A 14,513-nucleotide genomic window follows, 5' to 3' on the forward strand; every position below is an offset into this window, starting at 1 on the left:
CGAATGCGAGCCCTCCTCCGGGTGAGTCCACGCAGCGGTCGCGGCTCGGGCCCCGACACCCAGACGCACAGGCGCCCCGGCCCTGCAGAGCAGGACCGGGGCGCCGGGGTGGAGCAGACGATCAGTCGAGGTAGTCGCGCAGGACCTGCGAGCGCGAGGGGTGACGCAGCTTCGACATGGTCTTCGACTCGATCTGGCGGATCCGCTCGCGGGTCACGCCGTAGACCTTGCCGATCTCGTCGAGGGTCTTCGGCTGGCCGTCGGTGAGGCCGAAGCGCATCGAGACCACGCCGGCCTCGCGCTCCGACAGCGTGTCGAGGACCGCGTGCAGCTGCTCCTGCAGCAGCGTGAACGACACCGCATCGGCCGGCACGATGGCCTCGGAGTCCTCGATGAGGTCACCGAACTCGGAGTCGCCGTCCTCGCCGAGCGGGGTGTGCAGCGAGATGGGCTCGCGGCCGTACTTCTGGACCTCGATGACCTTCTCGGGGGTCATGTCGAGCTCCTTGGCGAGCTCCTCCGGGGTGGGCTCGCGCCCGAGGTCCTGGAGCATCTGACGCTGCACGCGGGCCAGCTTGTTGATGACCTCGACCATGTGCACCGGGATGCGGATGGTGCGGGCCTGGTCGGCCATCGCGCGGGTGATGGCCTGACGGATCCACCAGGTGGCGTACGTCGAGAACTTGTAGCCCTTGGTGTAGTCGAACTTCTCGACCGCACGGATCAGGCCGAGGTTGCCCTCCTGGATGAGGTCGAGGAACAGCATGCCGCGACCGGTGTAGCGCTTGGCCAGCGAGACCACGAGGCGCAGGTTGGCCTCGAGCAGGTGGTTCTTCGCGCGGCGGCCGTCCTCGGAGATCCACTCGAGCTCCTCGAGCAGCGCCGGACGGATCTTGCCGCCCTTCGCGAGCTTCTCCTCCGAGAACAGGCCGGCCTCGATGCGCTTGGCCAGCTCGACCTCCATCTCGGCGTTGAGGAGGGGCACCTTGCCGATCTGCTTGAGGTAGTCCTTGACCGGGTCGGCGGTGGCACCGGCCACCATGACCTGCTGCTCGGGCTCGTCGGTCTCGTCGGCGGCGGAGACCACGAAGGACGCCTGCTTCTCGTCCTCCACGATCGTGGGGTCGGCCTTGACGTCCTTCTCGAACTGCTCGTCGGGCACGTCGGGCAGCAGCTTCTTGCCGTCGGGACCCAGGGCGGGCTCGGCGACGACGACCGCCTCGACGGTGTCGGTGGTCGCAGCGCTGCCGGCGGCCGCCTTCTTCGCGGGAGCCTTGGTGGCGGGCTTCGCGGCGGTCTTGGTGGCCGTCTTCTTGGCCACGGCCTTCTTCGCGGTGGTCGCGGCGGCGGCAGCGGCGGGCGCGACCGCGGCGACGGTGTCGGCCACGGTGTCGACGGCGGTGTCGGCGACGGCCTTGGCCGCGGTGGTGGCGGTCTTCGCGGCTGCCGCGGTCTTCGCCGGCGCCTTCTTGGCCGTCTTCGCGGTGGTGGTCTTGCGGGTGGAGGTCGCGGCCACGGCGCGCGCCGGGGCGACACCGACGTTCACGGAGATCCCGACCCCGCTGAGGTGGGCCAGCAGCGCCTTGAGGTGACGCGGCTCGATGGCGGCGTCCTCACTGGCCTGGCGGACCTCCTCCGGACTGACGTTCCCGGTGGGGCTGCCCTGCTCGATGAGGGCCGCGACGGCCGGGTGGGCGAGCACCTCGGCGGGGATCTTGCGTGCGTTCGAGGACACGAACACCTCTCGTCAACTGGCGTGGGGGCGCGGCGAGGCCCGCTGTCGTCAAGAGCCGCTGCTTCATTCTGCCACGGCGGACCAGTCCCGCTCGCCACCGCCCCGTCCGCCGGGACCCCGCGGCCGGTCGCCGCGACGGCGCTCAGGAGCCGGAGGCCGCCTTGGCCGCGGCCTTCTGCTCCTTCTTGTGCTCGCGCACCTTCTGCAGCGAGGCGGGGTCGACCACGTCGGCCACGGAGCGGTAGCCGTCCTCGGCGTAGGCGCCCACCGCGGTCTCCCAGCCGTCGGGGCGCACCCCGAGCTGCTTGGCGACCAGCGCCACGAAGATCTGGGCCTTCTGCTTGCCGAAGCCGGGCAGCGCCGTCATCCGGCGCAGGAAGTCGCGCCCGTCGGCGGCCTCGGTCCACAGTCGCTCGGCGTGGCCGCCGTACGTCTCCTCCACGATGCCGGCGAGCTCCTGCAGGCGCGCGGCCATCGAGCCGGGGAAGCGGTGGATCGCGGGCGCCCGGGCGCACAGCGCGGCGAACTCCTCGGGGTCGGCAGCGGCGATGCGGGCGGGCTCCAGCGTGCCGAAGCGCTCCAGCACCTTCGCCGGACCGCGGAACGCGTGCTCCATCGGGTACTGCTGGTCGAGCATCATCCCGACCAGCAGGGCGAACGGGTCGGCGAGCACCTTGTCGGCGGCGTCGTCACCGGTGATGTGGATGGCCATGGGACCAGGATGCCAGCGGGAGCGGCCGGCGTCGTCCGGCGGTGCTCGTCCGGCGGTGCTCCTCCGGCGGCGCTCAGTCGGCCTTGACGGCCAGCACGGGGCAGTGCGCGTCGAGCAGGATGCGCTGGGCGTTGCTGCCCAGGATCAGCTTGCCCACCGGCGAGCGGCGGCGCAGGCCGATGACCAGCAGCTCGGCGGAGTTGGCCTCCGCGATGCTGATCAGGTCCTCGGCCGGCTCGAAGCCGCGCACCAGCTGGCGCAGGTCGTACTCGATGCCGGCGGCGTCGAGGCGCGCCCGCACGGAGTCCATGTCGGCCTCGGCCTTCGACGAGGCGGCCTCGTCGTACTCGGCCCCTCCCCGGTGGGAGTTCACGACGACGAGCTTCTTGCCGCGCAGCGTGGCCTCCTCGATCGCCTTGTCCAGGGCGGCGACGCCCTCGGGCTTGGCCACGTACCCGACCACCACGGTCCCCATCTGCACTCCCTCGTTGGTCCTGGTGGCAACCTAACGGATCAGCGGCGGGTCCGGGAGCCTGTGGACGACGGGCGCCCGTCGGCCGGCCCCCGGGGCAGGGTGGTCGGATGAGCCAGCAGCCCCTCCCCTGGCGGGCGGCAGCCCACGGCGCGGACGGCGGTCTGGGCGAGCCGGTGCCCCCGCGGATCGAGGCGCTGCTGCGGCGCGCCGTGCTCGACGTCGCCTGCTCCGGGCCCACCCGGGTGCGGGTGCCGGTGCTGCACGTCGGCACCCCCGGCGGGGCCACCGCCTCGCTGGCGCTCGACGACGACACGGGCCCCTGGGACCACGGCCTGCGCGTCGACGTCGTCGCCGCGCTGCTGGTGCGGGCGCGGCGGGTCGGCCGTGGCGGCGCCGGGCCGCGGGCGGCGCCACTGGTCTGGTCGAGCGCACCGGCGACCTCGACCTGCAGGACGTCGACGCCGCTTGGGCCCGCGCCGCCGCCTGCGCCTGCGCCCAGGTCGGGCTGCCGCTGGTGATGGTCGTCGTGGGCCGCAACGCCTGGCGCGACCCGCGCAGCGGGGTGGGCCGCAGCTGGCAGCGGCTCCGGGTGCGCTGAGCCCGGCGCTCCCCCGGCTCACGGTGTGCGGCGCTGCTGCTGCGGGTCGTGGCTGCGGGTCGTGTGCCCCACGACGCGACCGGGCGCGCCCGCAGGCACACGACCCTCCCCCGCCCCGGCCAGCCCGGCAGTCTGCACCGAGGTCCCGGGTCGTGTGCCCCACGACGCGGCCCGGCGCGCCGACAGGCACACGACCCCGCCCGGCACCCACCAGCCAGCCGGCCGAGCACCGACGACCGCGGGTCGTGTGCCCCACGACGCGGCCCAGCGCGCCCCCAGGCACACGACCCCGCACGCGCAGGGACGGACCAGGCGTCAGGTCCAGGTGTGGACGGGCTCGTTGGTGTGCATCCGCTCGCGGTAGTCGAGCAGCACGGCGCGCAGGGCGTCGTAGCGGTCCTCGGCGCGGCGCGCGGCCATCTGCGTGACGAACCACTCGGCGCCGTTGGTGCCGAGCAGGCAGCGCTGCTCGATGATGCCGAGCAGGCGGTCGCGCTCGGCGGCCTCCACGCCCCACGCCTCGAGGCCCTGGTGGGCCAGTGGCAGCAGCCGGCGCAGCACCAGCTCGGTGGCGCGCACCTGTCCGACGCCGGGCCAGTAGACGTGGGCGTCGATGCCCTGCTGGGCGGCGACGTGGAAGTTCTCCTCGGCGGCACTGAACGACATCTGCGACCACAGCGGCCGCTCGCTCTCGGCCAGCGCCCGCACCAGCCCGAAGTAGAACGCCGCGTTGGCCACGGTGTCGGCGACGGTCGGACCGGCCGCGAGCAGCCGGTTCTCCACCCGCAGGTGGGGCGTGCCGCCGGCGACGTCGTACACCGGGCGGTTCCAGCGGTAGATGGTGCCGTTGTGCAGGCGCAGCTCCTGCAGGCTCGGGGTGCCGCCGGCCTCCAGCACCGCGAGGGGGTCCTCCTCCTCGGTGACCGGCAGCAGCGCCGGGAAGTAGCGCACGTTCTCCTCGAACAGGTCGAACACGGTGGTGATCCACCGCTCGCCGAACCACACCCGGGGCCGCACCCCCTGCGCCTTCAGCTCCTCGCTGCGGGTGTCGGTGGCCTGCTCGAACAGCGGGATGCGGGTCTCGCGCCACAGCTCGCGGCCGAGCAGGTACGGCGAGTTGGCGGCCGTGGCCACCTGCACCGCCGCGATCGCCTGGGAGGCGTTCCAGTAGGCGGCGAACTGGTCGGGCGAGGTCTGCACGTGGAACTGGGTGCTGGTGCACGCCGCCTCGGGCAGGATCGAGTCGGAGGTGGTGTCGAGCTCCTCGGCGCCGCTGATCGCGATGCGCAGGTCCTCGCCGCGGGCGTCGAGGATCTGGTCGCTGAGCAGCCGGTAGCGCGGGTTGGCCGAGATCGAGTGCATGCCCATGTGGCCCTCGGCCAGCGTCGGCAGGATCCCGATCATCACCAGGTGGGCCCCGACCTCCGCCGACTTCTGCTCGGCGTCGTTGAGGCTGCGGCGCAGGGTGTCCTCGAAGGTCGCCAGGCCCCCCTCGCGCAGCCGCGCCGGCGGCACGTTGATCTCGATGTTGAACTGCCCGAGCTCGGTCTGGAAGTCGGGGTCGGCGATGGCCGCCAGCGCCTCGGCGTTCTTCAGCGCCGGGTCACCGCGGTCGTCGACGAGGTTGAGCTCGACCTCGAGCCCGGTCATCGGGTCGTCGGTGTCGAAGCGCTCCTCGCGCAGCATCCGGGCGAACACGTCGAGGCAGCGCCGCACCTTCTCGCGGTGCCGGGTCCGGTCTGCGCGCGTGAACTCCTGCGGCTCCACCTCATCGCCCATGACGTGACCCTAGGGCCCACGCGCCGGGGACGCCTCACCCCGCCCGGTCCAGGCCCTCCCGGCTCGGGCGCTCCCGGCTCGGGCGCTCCCGGCGCGGGCGCTCCCGGCGCAGGCCCGCGCTCCAGTCGCCGTCGTGCACCCACCCGGTGGGCGGCACGGCCTGCACCAGCAGCTGCTCGAGGTGGCCGGCGAGCGGGTAGCCGGGGTCGACGGCGTCGACGCGGTCGAGGGCGCACCACGCCAGCGCCCCCTCGCCCCTGAGCCAGGCGCTGAACGCCAGCAGCGCGCCGGGGGCCACCACCTCCTCGGCCGGGCAGCGCCGCAGCACACCGGTCCACAGGTCGACCCAGGCCGCGGCCTCGTCGGGGCGCACGACGCTCCAGGCCGCGTCGCGCAGCCGCACGACTTGGAGGTCGGCCAGCAGCCGGGCCAGCTCGTCGGCGGTCGGGCTGGTGCGCTCCCGCACGTGGCGCACGAGCAGGGCGCACAGCCAGCCGCCCTCGTCGAGCAGGGCGTCGGGCGTCCACGCGTCGCGGGCCGGCGCGGCGGCCATCAACGCGGCCACCTCGTCGGCCACGACGCGGTCGGCCGCGTCGGGCTCGAGGCTGCGCCCCAGGTCGGCGCGGCTGGCGTGGGTGACCCGGCCGGCGAGCACGGCCTGGGCGGTGAACGGGTGGTCGGAGACGTCGTACGGGACGCCGTGGGACGGCACCCCCGCGCGCCGGCGCAGCAGCGGCCACCAGCGGCGCCCGTCGGAGCGCAGCACGTCGACCACCTCGACCCCGCGGTGCCGGAAGGCCGTCACGAGGCGGCGCCGCGCGGTCGCTGCGGCCTCGGCGTCGTCGGTGTAGACGACGAACAGCACCGACCGCACGCGGTGGCGCACCGACGGCTCCAGCAGCGAGGCCACCATGGTGCCGACCGCGCCGGGGTCGCGCGCCTGCTCGACGGCGCCGGGCAGGTCGACGCGGGCGTGGAAGGTGCGGGTGGCGCCGAAGGTCAGCATGGCGACCGACTCCGACGGGGTGAAGCCGAGGACGACCGGCACCATGGCCAGGACGTCCTCGGGGCTGCGCGCCACCAGGGGCGGCAGCGCCGACGGCGCGCGGGCCGCGCGGGACGGGGTCGAGGGGGTGGACGTGGGCGTGGGGTCGGTCGGGGTCATGCTCCGACGCTCCCCGCCGCCGCCCCCGGCCCCGGGGCCGCCGCCTCGGCCCTGGGGACGACGGCCCCGACCGGGTGCCTGGGGACGGATGGTGGGTCGTCCTGTGGTGGCCGGCCCGCGGTGCGGCCCGGTGCGGCGGTGCGCCCGGGGAGCGGGCAGGTGATGACCGTCGGTGGCGACGGGTACCTTGCCGGGCGTGCGCGCCCAGGCCTCGGTCCTCCACCTGGACCTCGACGCGTTCTTCGCCTCCGTGGAGCAGCGCGACAAGCCCTCGCTGCGCGGCAAGCCGGTCGTCGTCGGCGGCACCGGCGGGCGTGGCGTCGTGGCCACCGCGAGCTACGAGGCGCGGGTGTTCGGGGTGCACTCGGCGATGTCGGCGCGCGAGGCCCGCTCGCGCTGCCCGCACGCCGCCTACCTCTCCGGGCGCTTCCACGCCTACCGCGAGGCCAGCGCCGTGGTGATGCGCCTGCTGCGCTCGGTGTCGCCGCTGGTGGAGCCGCTCTCGCTCGACGAGGCCTTCGTCGACCTCGAGCGCGCCGACCTGCCCGACCTCGAGGTCGAGACGGTCACGGCGTACGCCGACCAGCTGCGCCGCCGGGTCACCGCGGCCACCCGCGGGCTGACCGCCTCGGTGGGCGTCGGGTCGAGCAAGTTCATCGCCAAGGTGGCCAGCGACATCGACAAGCCCGACGGCCTCGTGGTGGTGGCGCCCGGCACCGAGCAGGAGCTGCTGCGACCGATGAAGGCGACGGTGATCCCCGGGGTGGGCCCGGCCACCGCGGAGCGGTTGCGCCGCGCCGGCATCGTCACCGTCGCCGACCTGGAGGCGGTGAGCCTGGAGGAGCTCGTGCGGCTCAACGGCCGCTCCCACGGCACCGGTCTGTGGCACCTCGCCCGCGCCATGGACGACCGGCCCGTGGTGGCCGAGCGGGAGGCGAAGTCGGTGAGCCAGGAGGGCACCTACGACACCGACCTGACCGACCGCCGGCTGATGGAGGCGCTGCTGACCCGGCAGGCCGGCGACGTCGCCGCGCGGCTCGCCAAGCACGGCCTGTCGGGGCGCACCGTCACCATCAAGGTGCGCCGCCACGACTTCACCACGGTCAACCGGTCCAGCACCCTGCCCTCGCCCACCGACTCCGCGGCCACCATCGCGCGGGTGGCGCGCGCGCTGCTCACCGAGCTGCTCGCGTCCTCCGACCTCTCCGGCGGGGTGCGGCTGCTCGGCGTGGGCGTCTCCGGGCTCGCCGACTGGATCCAGGAGGACCTGTTCGGCGAGACGGGGGTGGAGGAGGAGCCCGACCTGCCCGAGGACCTCCCGGCGATGCGGCGGCGCGACGCCTGGGCGCCCGGCGCCGACGTCGTGCACGCCGAGATGGGCCGGGGCTGGGTGTGGGGCTCGGGTCGCGGGGTGGTCACGGTGCGCTTCGAGACCGCGGACACCCCCGCCGGGCCGGTGCGGTCGTACGCCGTCGACGACCCTGCGCTGACGCCGTGGACGACACCCGACCCCGACGACGAGCCCAGCGACGGGCCCAGCGACGGGCCCGGCGACGGCACCGCTCCGCCCGGCTGACGACGTCCGGTGTCACGCCGGGCGCAGCACCACCGGGTCACCGGGGCGCAGCTGGGCGCAGCGCGGCAGGTCGGCCGGCACCACCACGGCGACCACGGGGTAGCCGCCGGTGGTGGGGTGGTCGGCCAGGAACACCACCGGTCGCCCGTCGGGCGGCAGCTGCACGGCGCCGAGCACCACACCCTCGCTGGCGGGCTCGCCGACGCGGGCCCGCTCCAGCGGCGGGCCGTCGAGGCGCAGCCCGACCCGGTCGGACGCCGCGCCCACCACCCACCTGCCGCCCGCCAGCCGGGCCACGGCGTCGGGCCCCAGCCAGTCGGCGCGGGGGCCGGGCACCACCCGCAGCGTCGCGCCGTACGTCGGCACGCGCGGCGTGTCGAGCGGGGCGGGCGGGCCGTGCGGCGTCCCGAGGGGCAGCCGGTCGCCCGCGGCGAGCGGGGGCGGTCCGAGGCCGGCCAGGGTGTCGCGGGAGCGGGAGCCGAGCACCGGCGCGACGTCGACGCCACCGGCGAGCGCGACGTAGCTGCGCACGCCCCGGGCGGGTCGGCCCAGCCGCAGCTCCGACCCCGGCGCCAGCCACTCGGGCCGGTCGACGCCGCGGGCCCGGCCGTCGACCGCGACCTCGAGCGGCGCCCCGGTCACCGCGCACCAGCGGCCCGGCCCGTGCAGCCGCAGCACCAGCCCGCCCAGGGTGGCCTCCAGGAGGGCGGTGCCGGGCGGGTCGCCGACCAGGCGGGTCGCCAGGTCGGCCGCCGGCCGGTCGAGCGCACCCGCCCGGGGCACCCCCAGGTGGGCCAGGCCGGCGCGGCCGTGGTCCTGCACCGTGGTGAGCGCGCCCGGCTCCACCACCTCGAGCCACCCCGGCCCCGCGCCGCTCCTCGCCACGGTCACCGGGCCACGAACCGCACCCGCGTGCCCGGCGCCAGCAGCGCCGGGTCGCGCCGCCCGGCGTCCCACAGCACGGCGTCGGTGCGTCCCAGCAGCCGCCACCCGCCCGGCGAGGCGGTCGGGTAGACCCCGCACCACCGGTCGGCCAGCGCCACCGCACCGGCCGGCACCCGCGCCCGGGGGGTGGCCAACCGTGGCACGGCGAGGTCGGCGGGCAGCCCGGCCAGGTAGGCGAACCCGGGCGCGAACCCGCAGAAGGCCGAGGTCCACTCCTGCGCGGTGTGCCGGGCCACCACCTCCTCGACCGAGCAGCCCCAGCGGGCGGCGACGTCGCCCAGGTCGGGGCCGTCGTAGTCGACCGCCACCTCCACCAGCGGGCCGCTCGCCACGTCGGCGCCGGGCTCCCAGCGCCCCACCAGCGCCCGGACGGCCGCGAGCCCGTCTCCCCCGCCCACGCCGTCGACCAGCACGCTGCGCGCCGCCGGCACGACGTCGAGCGCCGGCACCCCCTCGCGCCGCAGCCACCCCGCGAGCGCGGTCGCCGCGGCCGCGTCGTCGACCTCCACCAGCAGGGCGGCCGGGCCGTACGACCGCACGCCGAGCACGCCCCCACCGCCCCCGCCACCCCCACCGCCCCCGCCACCCCCACCGCCCCCGCCACCCGCACCGGCCGCGCCGCCGACCGACCTCACGACGACCGGCCCGGCGGCGCGGCGAAGGGCCCCAGCGTCCACCCGGCGTCCTCCAGGGCGGCCCGCACGGCGCGGGCCCGGGCCACGGCGCCGGGATGGTCGCCGTGCACGCAGAGCGACGCGACGCGAGCGGCGAGGTCGACCGCGCGCCGGGCCACGTCGTCGGGGTCGGTGACCAGCGCCCCCGGCTCGTCGCGCGGCACCAGCCGGCCCGCGGCGGTGCAGCCCCGGTCGGGGAACCCCTCGAGGTGCACGCCCCGCCCGGCGTCGGCGGCACGACGCAGCAGCGCGCCGGGCATGCCGAGCACCGGCAGCGCCCCGGAGCCGGCGAGCACGGCGCGCGCCTGCGTCTCGTCGTCGAGGGTGCGGTGGTAGAGCGCACCGTGCGGCTTGAGATAGGTGACGTCGGTGCCGGCCGCGCGGGCGAGGTCGGTGAGCGTGCCGACCTGGTCGGCGACCTGCTCGCGCAGCACGTGCTCGGCGACGTCGAGCGCCACCCGGCCGAAGCCGGCGCGGTCGGCGTACGAGACCTGCGCGCCGAGGGCGACCCCGCGCGCCGCCGCGCCGTCGCAGACCGCGCGCATCACCGCCGGCGAGCCCGCGTGGTAGCCGCAGGCCACGTTGGCGCTGGTGACCACGGCGAGCAGGCCGTCGTCGTCGGTGACGTCCTCGCCGAGGTCGGCGTTCAGGTCGACGCGGGCCACGGGAGGACGCTACCGGGGCGGCGCGGGCCCGCACAGGGCCGTGGCGGGGCCTGGCTAGGGTCGGTCCATGACGCCCCCGTCCCCCACCGTCCCGTCCCCCGAGGCACCGCCCGCGGCCGAGCGCCGTCCCACCAGCCGCGAGATCCACGGGCTCACCCGCACCGACGACTACGAGTGGCTGCGCGAGAAGGACTCCCCCGACGTCGTCGCGCACCTCGAGGCCGAGAACGCCTGGACCCAGGAGCGCACCGCCCACCTCGCCGGCCTGCGCCAGGCCGTGTTCGACGAGATCAAGGCCCGCACGCAGGAGACCGACCTGTCGGTGCCCACCCGCAACCGCGGCCACTGGTACTACTCGCGCTCCTTCGAGGGCAAGGAGTACGGCGCCAGCTGCCGCGTGCCGGTGGTCGACCCCGACGACTGGACGCCGCCGCGCCCCGCCGAGGACGCAGCACCCGACCAGCCCGCGCTGCCCGGCGAGCAGGTCCTGCTCGACCTCAACGAGCTGGCCGAGGGCCACGAGTTCTTCTCCCTCGGCGGCTCCGCGATCAGCCTCGACGACCGGGTGCTGGCGTGGTCGACCGACACCGTCGGCGACGAGCGCTACACCGTGCGCTTCAAGGAGCTGGCCACCGGCGCCCCGCTCGACGACGAGCTGACCGGCGTGATGGGCGGCGTCACCTGGCACCCCGACGGCGCCAGCTGCTACTACTCCACCGTCGACGACTCGTGGCGCCCCGACAAGGTGTGGCGCCACGTGCTCGGCACCCCGCAGGCCGACGACGAGCTGGTGCACCACGAGACCGACGGCCGCTTCTTCACCGGCGTGGGCCGCACCCGCTCGGAGCGCTTCCTGGTCGTGGCGGTGGGCTCGAAGACCACCAGCGAGTACCGCTACCTCGACACCCGGGCCGAGCCCGGCACCCCCGAGGCCGGCTGGCGGCTGTTCGCCGAGCGGGTCGAGGGCGTGGAGTACTCCCTCGACCACGCCGTCATCGCCGGCGACGACGTCTTCCTGGTGACCCACAACGCCACCGGCCCCGACTTCGAGCTGTCCGTCGCCCCGCTCGAGCCCACCCCCGCAGCGGGTTGGGTCCCGCTGGTGCCCCACGACCCGGCGGTCCGCCTCGAGGACGTCGACGCGTTCGCCGGCCACCTCGTGGTGCACCAGCGCAGCAACGGCCTGACCCAGGTGCGCATCCTCGAGCTCGGCGACGACGGGGTCGGCGACGACTACCTCGTGGAGTTCGACGAGCCGGTCTACACCGTCGGATCCGGCGGCAACCCCGGCTTCACCCAGCCCACGGTGCGCATCGGCTACACCACCCTGGCGGTGCCGTCGTCGGTCTACGACTACGACGTGCGCACCCGCGAGCTGACGCTGCTGCGCCGCTCCCCCGTGCTGGGCGGCTACGACCCCGCCGACTACGAGGAGCACCGGCTGTGGGCGACCGCCGACGACGGCGAGCAGGTGCCGATCTCGGTCGTGTGCCGCATCGGCGCCCGGGAGGACGAGACCGGCGGGTCGCGCCCGGTGCCGACGCTGCTCTACGGCTACGGCTCCTACGAGGCGTCGATGGACCCCTACTTCTCGGTGGCTCGGCTGTCGCTGCTGGACCGCGGCGCGGCGTTCGCGATCGCGCACGTGCGCGGCGGCGGCGAGATGGGCCGGCGGTGGTACGACCAGGGCAAGATGACCACCAAGCAGAACACGTTCTCCGACTTTGTCGCCTGCGCGCGCCACCTCGTCGACACCGGCTGGTCGACGCCCGCCACGCTGGTGGCCGAGGGCGCCAGCGCCGGCGGCATGCTGATGGGTGCGGTGGCGAACCAGGCGCCCGAGCTGTTCGGCGGGATCGTGGCGGGGGTGCCGTTCGTCGACGCGCTGACCACGATGCTCGACGCCACGCTGCCGCTGACGGTCACCGAGTACGACGAGTGGGGCAACCCCGAGGCCGACCCCGAGGTGTACGCCTACATGGCCTCCTACGCGCCGTACGACAACGTGGGCGACCAGGCCTACCCCCCGATCCTGGCGGAGACCTCGCTCAACGACACCCGCGTGCTGTACGTCGAGCCCGCGAAGTGGGTGGCCAAGCTGCGGGCCACCGCTCCCGACGCCCGCCCCGACGTGCTGCTGCGCACCGAGATGGCCGGTGGCCACGGCGGGGTGTCCGGGCGCTACAAGTCGTGGCACGACCGGGCCTTCACCCTGGCCTGGATCCTCGACCGGATGGGCCTCGCGGAGGCCGAGCCCGTCTGAGCCGGAGCCGTTCGGGTGAGCCGTCGCGCGGCTCGCGGGTGTGGGTGGGAGGGCCTGAGGGGTGAGGTTCTGAGAAGTCGCTGAGAGTTGACTGGTCACGCAACTCTCGGTATCCGCCGCACGTCGTGGTGGGTGAAGGCCTCACGGGGAACCGGAAGAAATCCGTCACCCCAGGGCGTTGAACACGACGTGAGACGCACCGACGGCGCCCACGAGCAGAAGGAGGGGTCCACGATGGCTACCAGCACCGCCACCCGCACCCGGAGCACCTCGACCACGCGAGAGATCGAGGGACGCGACAGCGTCGGACTCTACCTCGACGAGATCGCGCGCAACGCGCTCCTCGACGCAGCCTCGGAGGTGGAGCTGTCGAAGACCATCGAGGCCGGCCTGATGGCCGAGCACCTGCTCGCCCAGGGTCGCGTGGGCCGCCGCAAGGGCGGCGCCCCCCTCTCGGCCTCCCAGGAGGAGCTCGAGTGGCTCGCCGCTGAGGGCCAGCGCGCCGTCGACACCTTCATCACCGCCAACCTGCGCCTCGTGGTCTCGATCGCCCGCAAGTACGGCCGGGCGCAGATGCCGATGCTCGACCTGATCCAGGAGGGCAACACCGGCCTGATCCGTGCGGTCGAGAAGTTCGACTACACCAAGGGCTACAAGTTCTCCACGTACGCGACCTGGTGGGTGCGCCAGGCCATCACCCGCGGCATCGCCCAGCAGGCCCGCGTCGTGCGGCTGCCCGTGCACGTCGTGGAGGAGCTGAACCAGGTCGGCGGCGCCCGCCGCACCCTGGAGCGGCAGCTGGGCCGCGACCCCGAGCCGGCCGAGATCGCCGCCGAGCTCGGCATGGACGTCGACCGCGTGCTCGACCTCATCTCCTGGGGCCGGGAGCACGTCAGCCTGGACACCCCCGTCGACGAGGACGGCGACACCAGCCTGGGCGACCTGATGGCGCAGGAGACCTCCCCGGGTCCCGACCTCACCGTGCTCGACGTCGAGTCGCGCGACCGGCTCAACAGCCTGGTCGGTCACCTCGACGACCGCGCCGCCGACATCATCCGCTCGCGCTACGGCCTCACCGACGGGCGCCAGCACAAGCTGGCCGACATCGGCGCGAAGCACGGCATCTCGGCCGAGCGGGTGCGCCAGCTCGAGCGGGAGGCGCTGCAGAAGCTGCGGCGCTACGCCGACCCGGACCTCGCGGCCGGCTCGGCCGCCTGAGGCGCCGCCGCCCTGGACCCCCCGAGGACCCCCGTCACCTGGTGGCGGGGGTCCTCGTGCGTCCGGGTCCCGTCCGGTTCCGCCGGCGGTGGCGCACCCACCCGGGTCAGGACGCGGTGAGGGCTGCCCAGACCTCCTCGACGCGGCGGCGCAGGTCGTCGCGGCTGCCGGTGTTGTCGACGACGTGGGTGGCCAGAGCCAGCCGGTCCTCGCGCGCGGCCTGGGCGGCCAGGCGCGACTCGGCGTCCTCGCGGGTCCACCCGCGGTCCTCCAGCATCCGCTCCAGCTGCACCTCGCGGGGCGCGTCGACGACCACCACCGCGTCGAACTCCCCCGCCCGGCCGGTCTCGGCGAGCAGCGGCACGTCGTGCACGACGACGGCACCCTCGGGGGCGGCGGCCTCCAGCTCGACGTAGCGCTCGAAGACCAGCGGGTGCACGATCGCCTCGAGGCGGCGACGCGCGTCGGCGTCGCCGAACACCAGCCGCCCCATCGCGGGCCGGTCGAGGTCGCCGTCGGCGGTCAGCAGCGCCTCGCCGAACTCCTCGACGACCCGGGCCAGGCCCGGCGTGCCGCGGGCCACCACCTCCCGGGCCAGGGCGTCGGCGTCGATGACCACCGCCCCCAGGTCGCGCAGCACCGCGGCCACCGTGCTCTTGCCCGACGCCACGCCTCCGGTCAGTCCCACTCGCATGGCGGCAGCCTAGG

At 75.2% G+C, this 14,513-nt stretch carries 13 protein-coding genes; 4 read left to right on the forward strand and 9 right to left on the reverse strand.

From position 1 onward, the window contains the following. Positions 1-121: 121 nt before the first annotated feature. From AC4OR8_RS11000 to AC4OR8_RS11010, 3 genes are all read right to left on the reverse strand, one after another. Positions 122-1,741: an RNA polymerase sigma factor gene (locus AC4OR8_RS11000; RefSeq protein WP_492165596.1), complete on the reverse strand. Its 1,620-nt coding sequence runs from the start codon at positions 1,739-1,741 to the stop codon at positions 122-124. Between the two features lie 136 nt (positions 1,742-1,877). Then, positions 1,878-2,447, reverse strand: coding sequence for an HhH-GPD-type base excision DNA repair protein (locus AC4OR8_RS11005; RefSeq protein ID WP_492165597.1), 570 nt, complete (start codon positions 2,445-2,447; stop codon positions 1,878-1,880). Positions 2,448-2,520: 73 nt separating this feature from the next. After that, entirely contained in the window at positions 2,521-2,922 is a 402-nt protein-coding gene (locus tag AC4OR8_RS11010; RefSeq protein WP_492165598.1) for a universal stress protein, read from the reverse strand. Positions 2,923-3,029: 107 nt separating this feature from the next. On the opposite strand from AC4OR8_RS11010, the gene AC4OR8_RS11015 reads away from it, so the two are divergent. After that, positions 3,030-3,440, forward strand: a complete 411-nt coding sequence (locus tag AC4OR8_RS11015) for a hypothetical protein (RefSeq protein WP_492165599.1) — start codon at positions 3,030-3,032, stop codon at positions 3,438-3,440. Positions 3,441-3,835: 395 nt separating this feature from the next. On the opposite strand, the gene AC4OR8_RS11020 is transcribed toward AC4OR8_RS11015, so the two are convergent. After that, complete coding sequence (locus AC4OR8_RS11020) at positions 3,836-5,299, reverse strand: glutamate-cysteine ligase family protein (RefSeq protein WP_492165600.1); 1,464 nt, start codon at positions 5,297-5,299, stop codon at positions 3,836-3,838. A 34-nt stretch (positions 5,300-5,333) separates the two neighbouring features. Continuing rightward, positions 5,334-6,464: a DUF4192 domain-containing protein gene (locus AC4OR8_RS11025; RefSeq protein ID WP_492165601.1), complete on the reverse strand. Its 1,131-nt coding sequence runs from the start codon at positions 6,462-6,464 to the stop codon at positions 5,334-5,336. 196 nt (positions 6,465-6,660) lie between these two features. On the opposite strand from AC4OR8_RS11025, the gene AC4OR8_RS11030 reads away from it, so the two are divergent. Next, entirely contained in the window at positions 6,661-8,040 is a 1,380-nt protein-coding gene (locus AC4OR8_RS11030; RefSeq protein ID WP_492165602.1) for a DNA polymerase IV, read from the forward strand. 12 nt (positions 8,041-8,052) lie between these two features. On the opposite strand, the gene AC4OR8_RS11035 is transcribed toward AC4OR8_RS11030, so the two are convergent. The 3 genes from AC4OR8_RS11035 to AC4OR8_RS11045 all read right to left on the reverse strand — a co-directional run bounded on the left by AC4OR8_RS11035 (position 8,053) and on the right by AC4OR8_RS11045 (position 10,324). After that, entirely contained in the window at positions 8,053-8,931 is an 879-nt protein-coding gene (locus tag AC4OR8_RS11035) for a 5-oxoprolinase subunit C family protein (protein WP_492165603.1), read from the reverse strand. Next, the gene (locus AC4OR8_RS11040; RefSeq protein WP_492165604.1) at positions 8,928-9,533 is read right to left on the reverse strand and encodes a 5-oxoprolinase subunit B family protein; all 606 of its coding nucleotides are present in this window, start codon (positions 9,531-9,533) and stop codon (positions 8,928-8,930) included. Before AC4OR8_RS11040 ends, AC4OR8_RS11035 begins: the two co-directional genes overlap by 4 nt. Before the next feature lie 83 nt (positions 9,534-9,616). Then, positions 9,617-10,324 (reverse strand): LamB/YcsF family protein, encoded by a 708-nt coding sequence (locus AC4OR8_RS11045; protein WP_492165605.1) that lies wholly within the window; start codon positions 10,322-10,324, stop codon positions 9,617-9,619. A 67-nt stretch (positions 10,325-10,391) separates the two neighbouring features. Between AC4OR8_RS11045 and AC4OR8_RS11050 the strand changes: the two genes are divergently transcribed. Both AC4OR8_RS11050 and AC4OR8_RS11055 read left to right on the forward strand, forming a co-directional pair. Further along, positions 10,392-12,587 (forward strand): S9 family peptidase, encoded by a 2,196-nt coding sequence (locus tag AC4OR8_RS11050; RefSeq protein WP_492165606.1) that lies wholly within the window; start codon positions 10,392-10,394, stop codon positions 12,585-12,587. Between the two features lie 234 nt (positions 12,588-12,821). Next, complete coding sequence (locus AC4OR8_RS11055) at positions 12,822-13,805, forward strand: sigma-70 family RNA polymerase sigma factor (protein WP_492165607.1); 984 nt, start codon at positions 12,822-12,824, stop codon at positions 13,803-13,805. Between the two features lie 106 nt (positions 13,806-13,911). On the opposite strand, the gene coaE is transcribed toward AC4OR8_RS11055, so the two are convergent. Next, positions 13,912-14,499: a dephospho-CoA kinase gene (gene coaE / locus AC4OR8_RS11060; RefSeq protein ID WP_492165608.1), complete on the reverse strand. Its 588-nt coding sequence runs from the start codon at positions 14,497-14,499 to the stop codon at positions 13,912-13,914. Positions 14,500-14,513 lie beyond the last annotated feature (14 nt).

The organism is Nocardioides sp. FY1077, assembly GCF_058681775.1.

Excerpts from the sequence above, each read along its gene's own strand:
- AC4OR8_RS11020 (WP_492165600.1), bottom strand. The coding sequence starts at position 5,299 with ATGGGCGATGAGGTGGAGCCGCAGGAGTTCACGCGCGCAGACCGGACC.
- AC4OR8_RS11050 (WP_492165606.1), top strand. The coding sequence starts at position 10,392 with ATGACGCCCCCGTCCCCCACCGTCCCGTCCCCCGAGGCACCGCCCGCG.
- AC4OR8_RS11005 (WP_492165597.1), bottom strand. The coding sequence starts at position 2,447 with ATGGCCATCCACATCACCGGTGACGACGCCGCCGACAAGGTGCTCGCC.
- coaE (WP_492165608.1), bottom strand. The coding sequence starts at position 14,499 with ATGCGAGTGGGACTGACCGGAGGCGTGGCGTCGGGCAAGAGCACGGTG.
- AC4OR8_RS11055 (WP_492165607.1), top strand. The coding sequence starts at position 12,822 with ATGGCTACCAGCACCGCCACCCGCACCCGGAGCACCTCGACCACGCGA.
- AC4OR8_RS11010 (WP_492165598.1), bottom strand. The coding sequence starts at position 2,922 with ATGGGGACCGTGGTGGTCGGGTACGTGGCCAAGCCCGAGGGCGTCGCC.
- AC4OR8_RS11015 (WP_492165599.1), top strand. The coding sequence starts at position 3,030 with ATGAGCCAGCAGCCCCTCCCCTGGCGGGCGGCAGCCCACGGCGCGGAC.
- AC4OR8_RS11025 (WP_492165601.1), bottom strand. The coding sequence starts at position 6,464 with ATGACCCCGACCGACCCCACGCCCACGTCCACCCCCTCGACCCCGTCC.